This window comes from Pseudomonas sp. NPDC089408 (assembly GCF_044749445.1).
Taxonomy (GTDB): Bacteria; Pseudomonadota; Gammaproteobacteria; order Pseudomonadales; family Pseudomonadaceae; genus Aquipseudomonas.
This window is the reverse complement of sequence record NZ_JBIVHY010000008.1, coordinates 117,422-133,194: the sequence shown is the minus strand read 5'-3', so window position 1 is coordinate 133,194 and position 15,773 is coordinate 117,422. Positions and strand designations below refer to the sequence as shown.

The 15,773-nt window shown below is 63.5% G+C and carries 15 protein-coding genes; 4 read left to right on the top strand and 11 right to left on the bottom strand.

The window, feature by feature from the left end; genetic code table 11:
* Positions 1-388: 388 nt before the first annotated feature.
* Positions 389-1,276, bottom strand: coding sequence for a dihydrodipicolinate synthase family protein (locus tag ACIP02_RS15430; RefSeq protein WP_400617629.1), 888 nt, complete (start codon positions 1,274-1,276; stop codon positions 389-391).
* A 44-nt stretch (positions 1,277-1,320) separates the two neighbouring features.
* Entirely contained in the window at positions 1,321-2,103 is a 783-nt protein-coding gene (locus tag ACIP02_RS15425) for an aldolase (protein ID WP_400617628.1), read from the bottom strand.
* Positions 2,104-2,336: 233 nt separating this feature from the next.
* Between ACIP02_RS15425 and ACIP02_RS15420 the strand changes: the two genes are divergently transcribed.
* Positions 2,337-2,777: a GNAT family N-acetyltransferase gene (locus ACIP02_RS15420; RefSeq protein WP_400617627.1), complete on the top strand. Its 441-nt coding sequence runs from the start codon at positions 2,337-2,339 to the stop codon at positions 2,775-2,777.
* A 349-nt stretch (positions 2,778-3,126) separates the two neighbouring features.
* Here ACIP02_RS15420 and mtlD read toward each other — a convergent pair whose 3' ends face one another.
* Positions 3,127-5,271, bottom strand: a complete 2,145-nt coding sequence (gene mtlD / locus ACIP02_RS15415; RefSeq protein WP_400617626.1) for a bifunctional mannitol-1-phosphate dehydrogenase/phosphatase — start codon at positions 5,269-5,271, stop codon at positions 3,127-3,129.
* A 397-nt stretch (positions 5,272-5,668) separates the two neighbouring features.
* Between mtlD and ACIP02_RS15410 the strand changes: the two genes are divergently transcribed.
* The gene (locus ACIP02_RS15410; RefSeq protein WP_400617625.1) at positions 5,669-5,965 is read left to right on the top strand and encodes a DUF3144 domain-containing protein; all 297 of its coding nucleotides are present in this window, start codon (positions 5,669-5,671) and stop codon (positions 5,963-5,965) included.
* 241 nt (positions 5,966-6,206) lie between these two features.
* Here the strand turns inward: ACIP02_RS15410 and ACIP02_RS15405 are convergent, their stop codons facing one another.
* Both ACIP02_RS15405 and soxR read right to left on the bottom strand, forming a co-directional pair.
* Positions 6,207-6,455, bottom strand: coding sequence for a CsbD family protein (locus tag ACIP02_RS15405; protein WP_400617624.1), 249 nt, complete (start codon positions 6,453-6,455; stop codon positions 6,207-6,209).
* A gap of 99 nt (positions 6,456-6,554) precedes the next feature.
* Positions 6,555-7,010 carry a redox-sensitive transcriptional activator SoxR gene (gene soxR / locus ACIP02_RS15400; protein ID WP_400617623.1) on the bottom strand — a complete coding sequence of 152 codons (456 nt, stop codon included), beginning with the start codon at positions 7,008-7,010 and terminating at the stop codon, positions 6,555-6,557.
* An 85-nt stretch (positions 7,011-7,095) separates the two neighbouring features.
* On the opposite strand from soxR, the gene ACIP02_RS15395 reads away from it, so the two are divergent.
* Entirely contained in the window at positions 7,096-8,193 is a 1,098-nt protein-coding gene (locus ACIP02_RS15395) for an efflux RND transporter periplasmic adaptor subunit (RefSeq protein ID WP_400617622.1), read from the top strand.
* Complete coding sequence (locus tag ACIP02_RS15390) at positions 8,190-11,270, top strand: MexW/MexI family multidrug efflux RND transporter permease subunit (protein ID WP_400617621.1); 3,081 nt, start codon at positions 8,190-8,192, stop codon at positions 11,268-11,270. Before ACIP02_RS15395 ends, ACIP02_RS15390 begins: the two co-directional genes overlap by 4 nt.
* A 170-nt stretch (positions 11,271-11,440) precedes the next feature.
* Here ACIP02_RS15390 and ACIP02_RS15385 read toward each other — a convergent pair whose 3' ends face one another.
* From ACIP02_RS15385 to ACIP02_RS15360, 6 genes are all read right to left on the bottom strand, one after another.
* Complete coding sequence (locus tag ACIP02_RS15385; protein WP_400617620.1) at positions 11,441-12,178, bottom strand: GntR family transcriptional regulator; 738 nt, start codon at positions 12,176-12,178, stop codon at positions 11,441-11,443.
* A gap of 165 nt (positions 12,179-12,343) precedes the next feature.
* Positions 12,344-12,724 carry a cupin domain-containing protein gene (locus ACIP02_RS15380; protein WP_400617619.1) on the bottom strand — a complete coding sequence of 127 codons (381 nt, stop codon included), beginning with the start codon at positions 12,722-12,724 and terminating at the stop codon, positions 12,344-12,346.
* 72 nt (positions 12,725-12,796) lie between these two features.
* Complete coding sequence (locus tag ACIP02_RS15375; protein WP_400617618.1) at positions 12,797-13,621, bottom strand: AraC family transcriptional regulator; 825 nt, start codon at positions 13,619-13,621, stop codon at positions 12,797-12,799.
* Positions 13,622-13,640: 19 nt separating this feature from the next.
* Positions 13,641-14,084, bottom strand: coding sequence for an acetyltransferase (locus ACIP02_RS15370; RefSeq protein ID WP_400617617.1), 444 nt, complete (start codon positions 14,082-14,084; stop codon positions 13,641-13,643).
* Positions 14,085-14,569: 485 nt separating this feature from the next.
* Positions 14,570-14,986: an NUDIX domain-containing protein gene (locus ACIP02_RS15365; protein ID WP_400617616.1), complete on the bottom strand. Its 417-nt coding sequence runs from the start codon at positions 14,984-14,986 to the stop codon at positions 14,570-14,572.
* Positions 14,987-15,183: 197 nt separating this feature from the next.
* On the bottom strand, positions 15,184-15,654 hold the full coding sequence (locus ACIP02_RS15360) for an SMI1/KNR4 family protein (RefSeq protein ID WP_400617615.1): 471 nt from the start codon (positions 15,652-15,654) through the stop codon (positions 15,184-15,186).
* Between the last annotated feature and the right edge of the window lie 119 nt (positions 15,655-15,773).

The window sequence follows — 15,773 nt, the reverse complement described above, 5'->3', positions numbered from 1 at the left end:
GTCAGCGCAGGCCCGTAGGAGCGGCTTTAGCCGCGAACACCGGCAAAGCCGGTGCCATCCACCGCGTTACCTGCTTCGCGGGTAAACCCGCTCCTACAGGTACAGCGCAGGCCCGTAGGAGCGGCTTTAGCCGCGAACACCGGCAAAGCCGGTGCCATCCACCGCGTTACCTGCTTCGCGGGTAAACCCGCTCCTACAAGTACAGCGCAGGCCCGTAGGAGCGGCTTTAGCCGCGAACACCGGCATAGCCGGTGCCATGCGCCGCGTTGCCTGCTTCGCGGGTAAACCCGCTCCTACAAGTACAGCGCAGGCCCGTAGGAGCGGCTTTAGCCGCGAACACCGGCACAGCCGGTGCCATCCACCGCGTTGCCTGCTGCGCGGTTGAGGGTCAGTTGGCCAGTTCGGTCAGCAGGCGCTTCAGGTAGTCGCTGCCTTGCGCATCCAGCGCCTGCAACGGCAGGCGTGGCGCGCCGACATCCTGGCCGAGCAGTTTCAGGCCGGCCTTGATGGTGGTGGGCAGGCCACGGCGGGTGATGTATTCCAGCAGCTCGTACTGGCGATAGAACAGCGTGCGGGCTTCGGCCAGCTGGCCTTGTTGCACGGCGTCCCACAGCGCCAGGTTCAGGGCCGGGATCAGGTTGGGCGCTGCGGTGCACCAGCCGGTGGCGCCGGCCACCAGGGCTTCCAGGGTCAGCGGGTTGCAGCCGTTGTAAAACGCCACCTGGCCATCGGTGGCCATGAACAGGCGGTGCATGCGCTGAATGTCGCCGGTGCTTTCCTTGACCATGGTCACATTGGGCACCTCGCCAAGGATGCGCAGGATCAGCTCCACCGACAGGTCGGTGCCGCTGGTGCCCGGGTTGTTGTAGAGCATGATCGGAATGTCGATGGCGGCACCGACGGCCTTGTAGTGGGCGACCACCTCGGCCTCGGTGAGTTTCCAGTACGAAATGGGCAACACCATCACCGCCGTAGCCCCGCACGCCTGGGCCAGGCGTGCACGCTGCACGGTGCGTGCGGTGGTCAGGTCGGAGACGCTGACCACGCTGGGCACGCGCCCGGCAATGCGGGCCTGGCTGAAGCGCACCACGCTTTGCCACTCGCTGTCGGACAGGTAGGCCCCTTCGCCGGTGCTGCCCAGTGGCGCGATGGCGTGCACACCGCCATCGATCAGGCTGTCGATGGACGTGCCCAGGGCATCCAGGTCGAGCGTGCCGTCTGCCGTGAAGGGAGTGATGGTGTAGCCGATAACGCCGCGAATTACAGGTGTAGACATGACCTGGCACCTCTGCCGTAGTTAAGGAAAGAGTACAGCTTCAATCAGCCCAGGCAGTCGCCGTGGGCACGCAAGGCACGGCGCGCGTAGTAGCTGAATGCGGCGCCATGACGTTTAGGGGTGGAGATCCAGTCGTGGGCCTCTTTGCCCAGCGCTTCGGGGATCGGGCGGATATCACCGGCGCCCATGGCCAGCAGCTGCATCTTTGCTGCCCGCTCGAACAGCAGGGCGAGCACGCAGGCCTCCTCAATCGAACGGCCGGCGATCAGCAGCCCGTGGTGGGAAAGCAGGATGGCCCGCTTGTCGCCGATCGCCTTCGAGATGATTTCGCCTTCTTCATTGCCCACCGGCACGCCTGGCCACTCCTTGAGGAACGCGCAGTCGTCGAACAGCGGGCACAGGTCCATGTGCGAGATCGCCAGTGGCACCTCCAGCATCGACAAGGCAGCGCTGTGCAGCGGGTGGGTGTGGATGATGCAGTTGACGTCGGCGCGGGCGCGGTACAGCCAGCTGTGGAAACGGTTGGCCGGGTTGGCCATGCCGCGGCCTTGCAGCACGGTGAGGTTTTCGTCCACCACCAGCAGGTTGGAGGCAGTGATTTCGTCAAAGCCCAGGCCCAGCTGCTGGGTGTAGTAGGTGCCGGGTTCCTGCGCACGGGCGGTGATTTGCCCGGCCAGGCCGGAGTCGTGGCCGCCGTCGAACAGGATGCGGCAGGTGAGCGCGAGTTTTTGCCGGGCGCTGTAGGTGTTGTCGGCCAGTGCTGTCAGCATCTGCTGCTGGGCGAGCTTGACCAGTTGGTCCTTGGGAATGTGCATGGTGGTCGTCATCGGCGGTACCTGCAGGGGACGGGTGATAGGTTGCTGAGCGACGGTGGAGGTCGTCAGGACACAGGGTGATCTTAATGACACTTTGTGTCCTATTCAAGTGAGTGGTGACACAAAAGGCAGATCGCAGCTCAGCCCTGAGGTTTTGCAGGTAAATGAAAAGACGCCGTATCAGCCGTTGCTCGAACCTTTCGCTCAGGTTTAACGTGCGATCTGGTTATCGATGCGGTGAACAAATGACTCTGGAAGCAGATGTGCGGCTCGCCCGGCATGCCGACCTTGATGCGCTGTTTGAGCTTGATGCCGTTGCCCGGCGTGAGGAATGCCGGCAGCAGTTCATTGCCCGCGCGGTAGCGAACGGCCAGTGCTGGGTGGCAACGGATGCCGATGGTGCTGGGTTGGTGTTGGGCTATGGCGTGTTGGATAACTCCTTTTTTGGGCAGGATTTCATCCCGCTTGTGATGGTGCGAGATTCGGCACGTCGCCGGGGCGTTGGTGCAGCCATCCTGCGGGTGCTGCAGTCCCGGTCTTCGGGGGACAAGCTGTTCACCTCGACCAATGCCTCGAACCTGCCGATGCAGGCGTTGCTCGGCAAGCTCGGGTTTCTGGGCAGTGGCCAGGTTGAAAACCTGGATGACGGGGATCCGGAGCTGGTATTTGTGAAGTTCAGGTCCTGAATTTTACGAGGATGGTGCATGGCACCTGGTGTTTGCCCCAAAATTTTGGGTGCCTCTGAGATCGAGCGCCGCCCGCGCGGCGCTTCGCGGCACAAGGCCGCTCCCACATCTGTTTCGGGCCAATGATTCCTGTGAGATCACCTCTGTCCGCCTTGTTTGTTCCATTCGATCTTCAAAGTGTCGCTATTTCCTATCGATTTCCAGCCATGCATCCAGGGTGCGCGCGCCAATGGCACAGGATTAACTGGCCCGAAACAGATATGGCAGCGGCCTTGTGCCGCGAAGCGCCGCGCGGGCGGCGCTCGATCGCATAGGCGCTGCGAGCATCAAGCCGAACAAGGCGCTGGCTCTATGCGCCGATGCAAAGATTGTCGAATCGGGTTACCGACGCCTTTTGCGGGTACTGCCGGAACGCCATGGCAATGGCGCTGATCAGTTGTGCGTCATTGACCGGATCCAGCCCGGGAAAGCGTTTGCCGTTGCAAGTGCCGCCATGGGTCAGCACCGCCTCGACACTGTCATCGTTGTCCCGGTACACCTGCCTGATCGCCTGGGCTTCCAGGTTCTTGTCATCGTTGCAACGCAGCGCATGGTGAATCGCCAAGGCAGCACCGAAGGCCAGGGCCGGTGTTTCAATGCCATGCTTGCCGGCAAGCTCGAGGCTGCTGAGGATGCGCTCGTTGCGTTGCAGCTTGCGCAGCGGGTCACGGCCGACGCGGGCGCACGGGTCCTTGAACGAGGTTTTGCAGCGTTCAAGAAACGCCTCGGCAAAGCGGCTGACCACCTCGGCCATTTGCGGGTACTCGGCCACCAGCGCTGGCGCCACTTCCTGGCGAATCAGCCGCTCGGCCAGCGCACTCACGCGGGCATCGCCCATGCCCTGGCCAACCCAGGCATGCCCCAGCAAGCTGGCGTACCAAGCGACGATGGCGTGCGGGCCGTTCCACAAGCGGTTCTTGATGACCTGGATCTGGGCAATGTCTGGCACCGTGTTTACCTGGCGCAACCGTTCGAGCAGGTCGCTGCCGCGCTCCACGTACAGCGGCATGTCGGCTTCGCTGTTGAACAGCACCAGGTGCAACTGGCTCATGGCGTTGGTGGGCTGCGCAAAGGGTTTGAAATGGCCGAGCAACCGTTCGTATTCGGCCAGCGGCGCCGACGCCTTGCGGGCGGCGGCGGGTTCGTCTTCCAGGCTGTTCTGGAACATCTGCGACTTGATGCGCAGTTGCCGCACCAGCGCGTCATTGCTCAGCTTGGAGACGATGCGGCTGACCACCGTTTCGGCGAAGTGGGTCTTGTCCAGCACCTGCTCGCAGATGGCTGGCGGGCACAGTAACGCCAGCTCGGCTTGCACATGCCTGCGCACGAATGCACCACCGCCAACCTTGTTCAACACGATCAGCAAGGTCAGTTCGCGGCCGCGGCGTTCGAAGCGTTGCAGCAGTCCCAGGGCAATCACCTTGGCCTGGCCCCTGATGGCCTGCTCGGGCAGGCTCAGGCCGATGACTTCGGCAGCGGTGTACATGTTGATTACGGCGGCATCGTCGTCCAGGTCGATCATGCGCACGTTGTCGATGGTCTGGTCGAACGAGGTGGCACCGTAGCGCACGCTGTAGCGGCCAAAGGCGCTGACGCTTTCGCGCAGCATGCGCGAGCGGGTCGCAGCGATGATTTCGCAAGGCCGGGTGTAACCGTCCCAATGGGCCAATACCTGGGTCAGGTAACCGCCGCCAATGGCGCCGAACCCGTGAATGCCCACGCGGAACTGGTTCAACGAGGCCGGGAACGGCTCGCTCAGCGTCGGCATGCCCAGGTCGGGCACGCATTCGCTCAGGTCGGCGAGGAATTCCGGCATGCTGCGATAGGCCTTGAGCGCACCGGCCTTGATCTCGGCAGCGGGCGGCTTGATGTCTTCGATCAGGATCGCCTGGCCCTCGGCGCGCATGGCCGAGAGCATGCCGTTTTCCGAGTCTTCGACCATGAAGCACTGGTCTGGCGCGCAATTGAGCGCGCGGGCGGCCTTCAGGAAGATTTCCGGGTGGGGTTTGCCCTGGCTGACTTCATCGCCGCACACGGTGATGTCGAAGTACTTCAGCACATTGGCGTTGATCAGGTATTCCTCGGCGATGGCGCGGCGGCTGGAGGTGGCCACGGCCATGGTCAGGCCCGACTTGCGCAGGCGTTCCAACACCTCCAGCAGGCCGGCCTTGATCGGTACGCCGTGGTTGCGCACGTACTCCAGCTCAAGTTCATCCGCACGCTGGCGGATCTCGGCGTAGGGGAAGTCTTCACCGTTGTGGGCCTTGGCCAGGGCTTCTGCTTTTTTCGCGCTCAGGCCCAGCGAGCCGATCAGCGTGTGCTCGCCCAGTGGCTTGCCGAAGATTTCCAGCGAGGCCTGTTTCAGGGTCTTGAAGCGCAGGCGCTCGGTGTCGAACAGGGTGCCATCCATATCGAAGATGGCGCTGAAGATGCGTTTACCGTGAAAGAAAAGCATGGGTTGTTGCCCCTTGTCGTAGCGTCAGTCATCCCGCCTTCAGCAGGCGAGTACGGTGTGTGAGCTGCAGCGGTGGCAGTCAGGTAGGGGGCACACGGTCGACAGGGGGGCGCTCGGGGGTGACGCACAGGTAAGGCGGGGCGGAGCGGGGGGTACACAGCAGGTTGGCGAGCTTTGAAGCGAGGCGGGCGGCACGTTTGGCCTTGAGGTCACGCCCACTGGCTGCAGTCGGTGTTGCAGGCAGTGGGCGCAAATAGCGATGGATACGTGTGATTCCGGTCATGAGGTGGTTTGCTTCCTTTTTCGTCATGGGTGATCCTTTTTCAGCCTTGCACGTATGCGCCGCGACATGCAAGGCTTGGCCTCCCGCTCGCATCCCGCAACAAGGTGAATTGCAATGACCCAAGCTACTGACCAGGCTTTTTACGACCGCGCCGATGCGCACATCGAGCTGGCCAACCAGCAGATCGAAAAGTTTGAAGACCTGGGCAAGGTAAGCGCCTCGCTGACCTTCGGTGCCGCACGTTTCAGCGCCTGGATGAGCGCCCGCAGCTTCAAGAGTGGCGCGGAACTGGGGGCTGCGCGGCAGGAGATCCTGAAGTACTTCTGCGAGCAGTACCGGATGATGCTCGAGGATAACCTGGACGAGCATATCGAGCATTTTGAGCAGTATATGCTGGGCAAGAATGACTGAGCCACAGGTACAGCGCCAACCTTGAGCCTGACCTAGGACCTATGGGAGCGGGCGGGCCCGCGAACACCGGCGCAGCCGGTGCCATGCACAGCGTAGGATTCTTCGCGGCTAAAGCTCCACCTGGCCTGCATCACCTTCAAAACATACATAGAACCTGTAGGAGCGGCCTTGCGTCGCGATGGGCTGCGCAAGGCCGCTCCTACAAGGTATGCAGAACGGCTTGCGTACTCAGTACCCCGTATCAGCGCCTCAGCAGACGAGACAACACCATTGTCAGTCCCGCGGTTATGGCCAGCGCCGCGAAGGGTTTTTCCTTGACGAAGGTAGAGACAGTGTCCAGCGCGTCACCATAAGTCTTGGTCAACTGGCCGGCAGCCTGACGGCCGTCACCTTCAGCTTCCAGGGCTGGGTCTTCAACCAGGCGGCCTACCGCGCTCTGTGCTTTGCCTGCAATATTCTCGGCAACACCTTCAATTTGTTCGCGCTTCATGATGGTCTTTCCCTTCCTGTGAACGACAATGGGTTAACAGCACAGGGTTAGGGGGTGGTGGTGGCGGATTGGTTCCAAGCGATGTCTTGCTGGGACCTGCTAGCGCGCCTTTTTCTCCAGAATCCGCGCCCCGGTCCCTTCCTTGGCCAGCACATCCTCGGGGTTGCGCAGTGGGCAGTCTTCCAGCGACAGGCAACCGCAACCAATGCAGTTGTCCAGGCTGTCGCGCAGTGCCTCCAGGGTGCGAATACGCACATTGAGGTCTTCACGCCAGGCCGTGGACATCTCGCCCCATTGCGCCGCGGTCAGCTTGCTGTTGGGCGCATAGCGGCTGAACGCCTGGCGAATCTCCTCCAGCGGTATACCGGTGCGCTGCGCCACCTTGATGATCGCCAGTGTGCGCAGCACCAGCGAGGGATAGCGGCGCTGGTTACCTGCCGTACGCACACTGGCGATCAACCCCTTGGCCTCGTAGAAGTGCAGCGCAGACACCGCCACGCCGCTGCGTTTGGCCACTTCACCCACCGTAAGCATTCGCGTGTTGTCCGCTGCCATGCCTGTTGACCTCAAGTTAAGTTGAGCTCTTATAGTCCTGCCCGATCTTCCCCGCAACCGCTTTCCCTGATGATCGGAGCAGTGCATGAACAAACGGACGTTACTGGCCTGGGCTGGCGCTGTTGCCGGTGTGCTGGCCGCAGGCTACGCGCTGATGGGCAGCGGTTCGGCACCGCCGGTTGCAGCGGCATGGCCGGCGACCAAGGTGGCGTTGGCCACGGCCGAGCAGGTGCAGTTGGCGCGGCAGAACTTTGCGTCGGGGGAGCTGGAGGCGGTCAACCAGGTGCAGGTGGCGGCCGAGGCGGCGGGGCGTATCACCCGTATTGCCTTCGAGTCGGGGCAAGCGGTTACGGCCGGGCAGTTGCTGGTGCAGCTCAACGATGCCCCGGAGCAGGCCTTGCGCGTACAACTGCGGGCCAGGCTGCGCAACGCCGAGGTGATCTTGCAGCGCAGCCGGAAACTGCGGGCGATGAATGCGGTGTCGCAGGAGCTGCTGGACAACGCTGCCACCGCGGCGGACGTGGCCAGCGGTGAACTGCAGCATGTCGAGGCGCTGATCGCGCAGAAGGCTATCCGCGCGCCGTTTGCCGGCAAACTCGGCATCCGTCGGGTGCATCAGGGCCAGTACCTGGCCGCAGGCGAAACCATCGTCAGCCTGGCCGACATCAGCCAGTTGCACGTCAATTTCGCCCTGGGCGAGCAGGCTGCTCCCGAAGTGCACCTCGGCCAGGTGTTGGCGTTAAGTGTGGACGCTGTACGCGGGGAGCGCTTCGAGGCACGGGTAGTGGCCGTCGACCCTGTAGTCAGCAAGGCGCGCCTGGTGCAGGTGCAGGCCGCTTTGGCGAACCCGGGCGGGCAATTGCAGCCGGGCATGTATGCCGGTGTGCGCCTGGACGCGGCGCAGCCGTCGACTGTGCTGGCCGTGCCGGAAACGGCAATCACCTACACCGCCTACGGGCAGACGGTGTTCGTTGCGACCCAGGATGCGCAGCATGGCACACGGGTCGGCCGAGTGCGGGTCACTACCGGTGAGCGCTGGCAAGGGCAAGTGGAGGTGACTTCCGGCCTGGCACCGGGTGACCGGGTGGTGGTGTCCGGCCAGCTGAAACTGAGCGATGGCATGCCGGTCGAGCCGGTGGCGCAGGACAGCCTGCAGGCCAACCTGGGAGGGCTGCAGCCGTGAAGTTTACCGACCTCTTCGTGCGCCGCCCGGTGCTGGCGCTGGTAGTCAGCAGCCTGATCATCCTGCTGGGGCTGTTTGCCATGGGCAAACTGCCGATCCGCCAGTACCCGTTACTGGAAAGCTCCACCATCACCATCAGCACCGAGTACCCCGGCGCCTCCGCCGAGCTGATGCAGGGCTTCGTCACCCAGCCGATCACCCAGGCGGTGTCGTCGGTCGAGGGCATCGATTACCTGTCCTCGTCGTCGCAGCAGGGGCGCAGCCTGATCACCTTGCGCATGGTGCTCAACCGCGATTCGACCCAGGCGCTGGCCGAAACAATGGCCAAGGTCAACCAGGTGCGTTATCGCCTGCCGGAAAAAGCCTACGACCCGGTGGTGGAGCTGTCGGCCGGTGATTCGACTGCCGTGGCCTACGTGGGCTTTGCCAGCCACAGCCTGTCGATACCGGAACTGAGCGATTACCTGTCGCGGGTAGTGGAGCCACAGTTCTCCGGCATCGATGGCGTGGCCAAGGTGCAGTCGTTCGGTGGCCAGCGCCTGGCCATGCGCCTGTGGCTGAACAGCGAGCAGATGGCCGGGCGTGGGGTGACCGCTGCCGACGTGGCGCAGGCGGTGCGAGCCAACAACTACCAGGCAACGCCGGGCCAGGTGCGCGGGCAGTACGTGCTGGCCGATATCCAGGTAGACACCGACCTGACCCGGGTCGAAGACTTCCGTGAACTGATCATCCGCAACGATGGCACCGACCTGGTGCGCCTGCGCGATGTCGGCACCGTCGAGCTGAGCGCGGCGGCCACCCAGACCAGCGCCACCATGGACGGTAAGCCCGCCGTGCATCTGGGGCTGTTCCCCACGCCGACCGGCAACCCGCTGGTGATCGTCGAAGGCATTCGCCAGTTGCTGCCGCAGATCCAGCAGACCTTGCCACCTGGCGTGACTGTGGCCCTGGCCTATGAGACCGCGCGCTTCATCGATGCCTCGATCCACGAGGTGCTGCGCACGTTGGTGGAGGCAATGCTGATCGTGGTGCTGGTGATCTGGCTGTGCCTGGGTTCGCTGCGCAGCGTGCTGATTGCGGTGGTTGCCATCCCGCTGTCGATGCTGGGTGCGGCGGGCCTAATGCTGCTGTTCGGCTTCAGCCTCAACCTGCTGACCCTGCTGGCGATGGTGTTGGCCATCGGCCTGGTGGTGGACGATGCCATCGTGGTGGTGGAGAACGTGCACCGTCATATCGAAGAGGGGAGGTCGCCGGTCGCGGCGGCATTGGCCGGTGCGAGGGAAATTGCCGGGCCGGTGATTGCCATGACCCTCACCCTGGCTGCGGTATATGCACCGATCGGGCTGATGGGCGGGCTGACCGGCACGCTGTTCCGCGAGTTTGCCCTGACCCTGGCGGGGGCAGTGATCGTGTCTGGCATTGTCGCGCTGACCTTGTCGCCGGTGATGAGCTCGCTGCTGCTGCAACCCGGCCAGCAGCACGGCGCCATGGCCAGGCTGGCCGACCGCGTGTTCGGCGCCCTGACCGGGGCCTATGCGCGGGTGCTGGGCTACACCCTGGCGCATCGCTGGATCAGTGGCGGCGTGGCGCTGCTGGTGTGCCTGAGCCTGCCCTGGCTATACCTGCTGCCCCAGCGCGAGCTGGCACCGCCCGAGGACCAGGCGGCGGTGCTGACGGCAATCAAGTCGCCGCAGCATGCCAGCCTGGATTACGTCGAGCGCTTTGCCCTGAAGCTGGACCAGGTGATGAAGGCCATCGACGAAACCACCGACACCTGGATCATCAACGGCACCGACGGCCCGGCCGCCAGTTTCGGCGGTATCAACCTCAGTGCCTGGCAGGCGCGCGAGCGCTCTGCCGCCCAGGTACAGGCGCAATTGCAGCAGGCCGTGGCGGATATCGAAGGCAGCAGCATCTTCGCCTTCCAGGTGGCGTCGCTACCGGGCTCCAGTGGTGGCCTGCCGGTGCAGATGGTGCTGCGCAGTGCGCAGAATTACCCCGAGCTGTACCAGACCATGGAAGTGCTCAAGCAACGTGCCCGTGACAGCGGCCTGTTTGCCGTGGTGGACAGCGACCTCGACTACAACAACCCGGTGGTCAAGGTACGTGTCGACCGGGCCAAGGCGGCGAGCCTGGGCATCAGCATGCAGGCCATCGGCGAGTCATTGGGTGTGCTGGTGGGCGAACAGTACCTCAACCGCTTTGCCTTGTTCGGGCGTTCCTACGACGTGATCCCGCAGAGTGTCCAGGACCAGCGCCTGACCCCGGCCGCGCTGAACCGCCAGTACGTGCGTGCCGAGGATGGCAGCCTGGTACCGCTGGCGACTGTGGTGCACCTGGATATCGAAGTAGCGCCCAACCGGCTGTTGCAGTTCGACCAACAGAACGCCAGTACCTTGCAGGCGATCCCGGCGCCGGGTGTGTCGATGGGCAATGCCGTGGCATTCCTGGAGCAGCTCACAGCCGAACTGCCGCCGGGTTTCAGCCACGACTGGCAATCGGAATCACGCCAGTATGTGCAGGAGGGCTTTGCCCTGATGTGGGCGTTTCTCGCCGCGCTGGTAGTGATCTACCTGGTGCTGGCGGCGCAGTATGAAAGCCTGGTCGACCCGCTGATCATCCTGGTGACCGTGCCGTTGTCGATCTGTGGTGCGCTGCTGCCGCTGGCGCTGGGCTGGGCCACGCTGAACATCTACACACAGATCGGCCTGGTGACACTGATCGGCCTGATCAGCAAGCACGGCATCCTGATGGTCGAGTTCGCCAATGAGATCCAGCTGCGCGACAACCTCGACCGGGCGACGGCCATCGTCCGCGCTGCGCAGATTCGCCTGCGGCCGGTGCTGATGACCACTGCGGCGATGACCTTCGGCGTGCTGCCGCTGCTGTTCGCCAGTGGCGCCGGGGCCAACAGCCGGTTCGGGCTGGGGGTGGTGATTGTGTGCGGGATGCTGGTGGGGACGATGTTTACCTTGTTCGTGCTGCCGACGATCTATGCCTGGCTGGCGCGGGATCACCGGGTGGTGACGGCGCGGGGGCAGCAATTGCAGGAGGCTGAGCGGATGTTGCACACATGAAATGATTACCTGAGCTGCGCGATCCCTTGTAGGAGCGGCCTTGTGTCGCGATCGGGCTGCGAAGCAGCCCCAGCGATTTGTGTATCAGCGCTGCAATCCCGGGGCTGCTTTGCAGCCCGATCGCGACACAAGGCCGCTCCTACAGGGACCGCGCAAGGCTTTGAAGTTGGTTAGCCGGACGACCGATCCCGCCGCATCTGGGTCACCAGTGTAAACCGGTCATCCGGGTGCACCGTCTCGGACACCGCCATCAAATCGCCGTTTTCCTCGCGGTAATGGCGGATGATCTTCAACCCCGGTGAACCCGCCTCGGCCTTCAGTGCCCGGGCCATTTCCGCTGTCAGCAACACTGCCCGCACCTGTTGGTCGACCACCGCGATCGCCCGGCCGTAGTGCTGCTCGATCAACCCGGCAATCAGCTGGTCGGGGTGCTCGCGGGCCCGTTCGATGACTTCGGCGTAGTCGCGCTGTGCATACACGTCGGTCCAGCACAGCGGCGCAGCATGGTGTGCGCGATCGACGCGGATGCTCGACACGCAGAAGTAATGCTCCCCTGGCACCAACCCCAGGCGCGCCGCCTCGCTCAGGTCGGCGACGAAGTGGCGCACGTCCTGGATTTCCCGCTGTTGGGTTTCTGCCAGGTGCGCCAGGTCCGCCACGCTGGCCAGCGACTGCGAATAGCCGCCGCGCGGGCTGCTGGCCTCGACCCGGGTGCCGACGCGCTTGCGCCGTGACACCAGCCCCTGGTTGAGCAACTGGTCGATGGCGGCACGCACCGTGTGTCGGCTTACACCGTACAGGTCGCACAGCTCGAACTCGGTCGGCAGCAGGCTGCCCACCGGGTAACGGCCACTGGCGATGCCCTCCATCAAGTCCTTGGCCACGGTGGTATAGCGCGTCGGGTTCATGCCTTTGGCCTGTCTCGCAAATTTCACAGGTTGGAAGTGTATCAGCGGCAGGGGGTAGAAACTCTGATGGCTGCCAGGCTTAAGCCGGTGATGCAGGCCAGGCGGCGACGGGATCTGGCTTTGGCCTGCTGTTCAGTGTCGCAAGCTTACAACGGCCGCTTCGATTCAGATCCAGACATCATTCACCGCCGTGCGCTGCCCCCCTTCATGCCCGGTGTTCAGAATGCCCCGTGGCTCGATCATCATCAGCTTTGCTTCGCCCTGTGCCGCGGTGCGGTGTTCGACCCCGCGTGGCACGACATAGAGTTCCCCGGGGTAGATGTGCACGCAGCCATCCGGCAGGTCGATGCGCAAGGTGCCTTCCAGCACCAGAAATGCTTCGTCGGTTTCCGGGTGCGCGTGCCAGATGAACTCGCCTTCGATACGCACCACCTTGAACTGGTAGTCGTTCATTTCGGCAACGACCCTGGGGCTCCATTGCTGTTCGATCAGCGACGCTTTGTGCAGCAGGTTCACAGGCTGGGATGGGAGATTGGCTTCAGGCATGACAATTCCTCGGTGAGTGGAGTGGTCAGCCTAGCGATCATGAGTAGCCGGATTCTTGTACGATCCTGCAAGTCAGCGGGTGGGGCGTAGGCGCTCCAGCCAGCGCAAGGGTGATACGCCGTAGCAGCGAGTGAAATGCCGGGTCATGTGGCTCTGGTCATGAAAGCCGGCGGCGAGGGCGGCATCGACCAGGCTGAAACCGTCGAAGATCATGCGCCGCAAGCAGTCCAGGCGGCGCAGGGTGACGAAGCGATAAGGGCTGGTGCCGTACAGCGTGCGAAAGTCGCGCGACAGGCTCCAGCGTTCGCGGCCGCTGGCTTGTTCCAGCATGTCCAGGGTAATGCTTTGCTGCAGGTGTGCCATGATGAAGGCCCGGGCACGTTCGGCGGCCTGGTAGTCCAGGCGCTTGCGCCCGCGTGGTTTGCCACCGACGGCCAGCAAGGCCATGGCCAGGTCGTACAGGGCGTCCTGTTCCTCCAGCGGCTCCAACGGATGGTCCACGGCCTGCACCCATGCCTCACTGGCATGGTACAGGCGTGGGTCACTGGACAGCCCGCCTGCGATGAAAGGCAGCGGCTGGCCACCCAGCACGTTCTGGATCAGTGCCGGGTCGATGTAGGCCATGCGGTAGCGAAAGCCTGCGTCGGTGCCGGCCATGCCGTCATGCAGCTCGTCCGGGTGCAGCACCAGGGTATTACCGGGTATGCCGTGGCGCAGCGAGCCCTTGTAGTGGAAGCTTTGCACACCGGCCAAGGTACGGCCGATCGAGTAGGTATCGTGGCGATGCGGGTCGTAGCCGTGGCTGCCGAACCAGGCCTCGATACGCTCGATACCGCCGGGCTGGGCACTGCGGATCACCCAGTCGGACGGTGGCGGCGGGTTGGCTTTACGCTCCATCGCGGTGTGCGCCTGTTGCTCACGCCCCAGCGGGCAGGCTCATGTGCAGCAAGGGGAACGGCCGGCCTTCACCATCCAGCGGTGAGCGGCCGGTCTGGACGAAGCCATAGTGCTGGTAGAACCCGACAGCCTGCGGGTTCTGCTCATTGACGTCGACGCTCAGGGTGCTGCGCGACTGGCGGCCGAAATCCAGCAGTGCGCGGCCAATGCCCTGGCCGTGGCGCTCGGGGTCGACGAAGAGCATTTCCACGTGGTTTTCGTTGAAGCCGATAAAGCCCAGCGGCTGGTCATTGGTGTCTACTGCAACCCACAGCTCGACGGCTGGGAAGTACGCATCGCGCAGTTGCGGCAGCAGCGCGTCGATGTCGGACGGTTGCAGAAAGTGGTGTGTTGCGCGCACGGCGCGCAGCCAGATGTCGAGCAGCTGCGGGTAGTCTGCAGCGATGCCTTGGCGAATGATCATGGGGTCATCCTGAATGTATTGATGGCGGATGGGCACGCCGTTAAGTGGCGGCCATGCGGGGTCGGCATCGTGAATGACCGCTTCGCGAGTTAACGCCTGGGCGGTGCACGGCAGGGGAGGCCGGGAGGGGAAGAGGGGGCAATGTTAACTAAATTGAATCGGGAGGGGCAAGCAACATGCTCAGCCTGTGCGGGCCTATTCGCGGGTGAACCCGCTCCTACAGGTTCGGCGTTAGGCTTGAAGGCAACGCGGTCTCTGTGGGAGCCGCGCTTGCCGGCGATGGGCTGCGAGGCAGCCCCAATGCAGGCGACACCCTCTGACGGATTGTGACCCGGGGCTGACGTAATGCCAGCCAGTTAAGACGAGGTGTTCGCCGTAGCTTTAGCATCGCCTATGCGATCGAGCGCCGCGCGGGCGGGGCTCGATGTCACAGACCCTCAACATCTCAAGGCAAGCACCGACAACGCCAGCCTGGCTACTGCGGGCTAATGCACAAGCGTCAGGGCGTTGTGCAAATAAGCCAATGCCCGCTGAAAGACCGGGTGGCAATCGGCATAGGGCAGGTCGTGGAGTGGTGCCCAGAAGAAATCGAACAGATGGCCATGGTCATCCAGCGTCTGGTGTGACCAGTGTTCGGGCAGTTCGCCCGGCACCTGGCACAGCTGAAACGACCAGATCTGGCCGAGGTGTCCGGCATCCCAACAGCCCAGGTCCAGACGGACTTCGGCATCGCTGATGCCGGACTCCTCGTGCAACTCACGCAAGGCCGCTTCGGCTGGGGTTTCGCCGTGTTCGATGGTGCCTTTCACCAGTTGTACGCCAGCCAGTGGATGGCGGAACAGCAGGATTTTCGGTGGCAACGTGGATGAAAGGATAATGGGGCAGGCCTTGTTGGGGCGCATGGGTGATTTCCCTATCAGTTTCCAACCGTTCAGGTTGGCGCGGCTGCGCCATGGGTTATCACATAACTGATCGATTAAGCGAGATCTCTGTAGGAGCGGCTTTAGCCGCGAACACCGGCGCAGCCGGTGCCAGGCACCGCACTGGATTCTTCGCGGCTAAAGCCGCTCCTACAGAGGTGGTGCTGCGTTTACGAACGTCACTCGCCGGCTGATGCCTGCGGTGCATGCGAGGCGAACATCACCCTGACCGAATCGAGAAAGTGAAATTTCTCCGGCTGGCGCGTGTTCAGGCTGCGCCCGCCATCGTCTTCTTCGCGGATCGCGGCGTTGCCGCCTTCGAGCTGATCGACCAGCCACTCAAGGAAGCTGCTCACGGAATCGGCCACGACGAATTTCTCTTCTTCATCGCGGCCAAAGTTGATCACCTGCCCGAAAGTACCGCGCTCGGCCGGGTCCAGGTCGACGCCCAGGTGGTTGCCGCCATAATCGTAGGCAAACGGAATCCAGTAACGGTTGGCGTACTCGGCCTTGACGGCACCGGGGGTGGCCGATGAGCACAGGTCATTGGCTGCCGACAAATCGTCGGCAGCGAAACCTTCGAGGGTTTCCTGCCATGAGGCCCAATGCTTGCGTGCGTCGGCCAGCGGCAGGGCCTTTTGTGGGGCCACACCTGCCTGAAACCTGGGATAGGCCGCGGCCCCAGCACGCTTGCCGTGACGCGAAGATCCTGGGGCCGCTTTGCGGCCCGATCGCGACACAAGGCCGCTCCTACAAGGGGCCGCGTCGG

Bases quoted from the DNA above. Each gene is read 5' to 3' on its own strand.
- ACIP02_RS15430 (WP_400617629.1), bottom strand. From the start codon at position 1,276: ATGTCTACACCTGTAATTCGCGGCGTTATCGGCTACACCATCACTCCC.
- ACIP02_RS15425 (WP_400617628.1), bottom strand. From the start codon at position 2,103: ATGACGACCACCATGCACATTCCCAAGGACCAACTGGTCAAGCTCGCC.
- ACIP02_RS15420 (WP_400617627.1), top strand. From the start codon at position 2,337: ATGACTCTGGAAGCAGATGTGCGGCTCGCCCGGCATGCCGACCTTGAT.
- mtlD (WP_400617626.1), bottom strand. From the start codon at position 5,271: ATGCTTTTCTTTCACGGTAAACGCATCTTCAGCGCCATCTTCGATATG.
- ACIP02_RS15410 (WP_400617625.1), top strand. From the start codon at position 5,669: ATGACCCAAGCTACTGACCAGGCTTTTTACGACCGCGCCGATGCGCAC.
- ACIP02_RS15405 (WP_400617624.1), bottom strand. From the start codon at position 6,455: ATGAAGCGCGAACAAATTGAAGGTGTTGCCGAGAATATTGCAGGCAAA.
- soxR (WP_400617623.1), bottom strand. From the start codon at position 7,010: ATGGCAGCGGACAACACGCGAATGCTTACGGTGGGTGAAGTGGCCAAA.
- ACIP02_RS15395 (WP_400617622.1), top strand. From the start codon at position 7,096: ATGAACAAACGGACGTTACTGGCCTGGGCTGGCGCTGTTGCCGGTGTG.
- ACIP02_RS15385 (WP_400617620.1), bottom strand. From the start codon at position 12,178: ATGAACCCGACGCGCTATACCACCGTGGCCAAGGACTTGATGGAGGGC.
- ACIP02_RS15380 (WP_400617619.1), bottom strand. From the start codon at position 12,724: ATGCCTGAAGCCAATCTCCCATCCCAGCCTGTGAACCTGCTGCACAAA.
- ACIP02_RS15375 (WP_400617618.1), bottom strand. From the start codon at position 13,621: ATGGAGCGTAAAGCCAACCCGCCGCCACCGTCCGACTGGGTGATCCGC.
- ACIP02_RS15370 (WP_400617617.1), bottom strand. From the start codon at position 14,084: ATGATCATTCGCCAAGGCATCGCTGCAGACTACCCGCAGCTGCTCGAC.
- ACIP02_RS15365 (WP_400617616.1), bottom strand. From the start codon at position 14,986: ATGCGCCCCAACAAGGCCTGCCCCATTATCCTTTCATCCACGTTGCCA.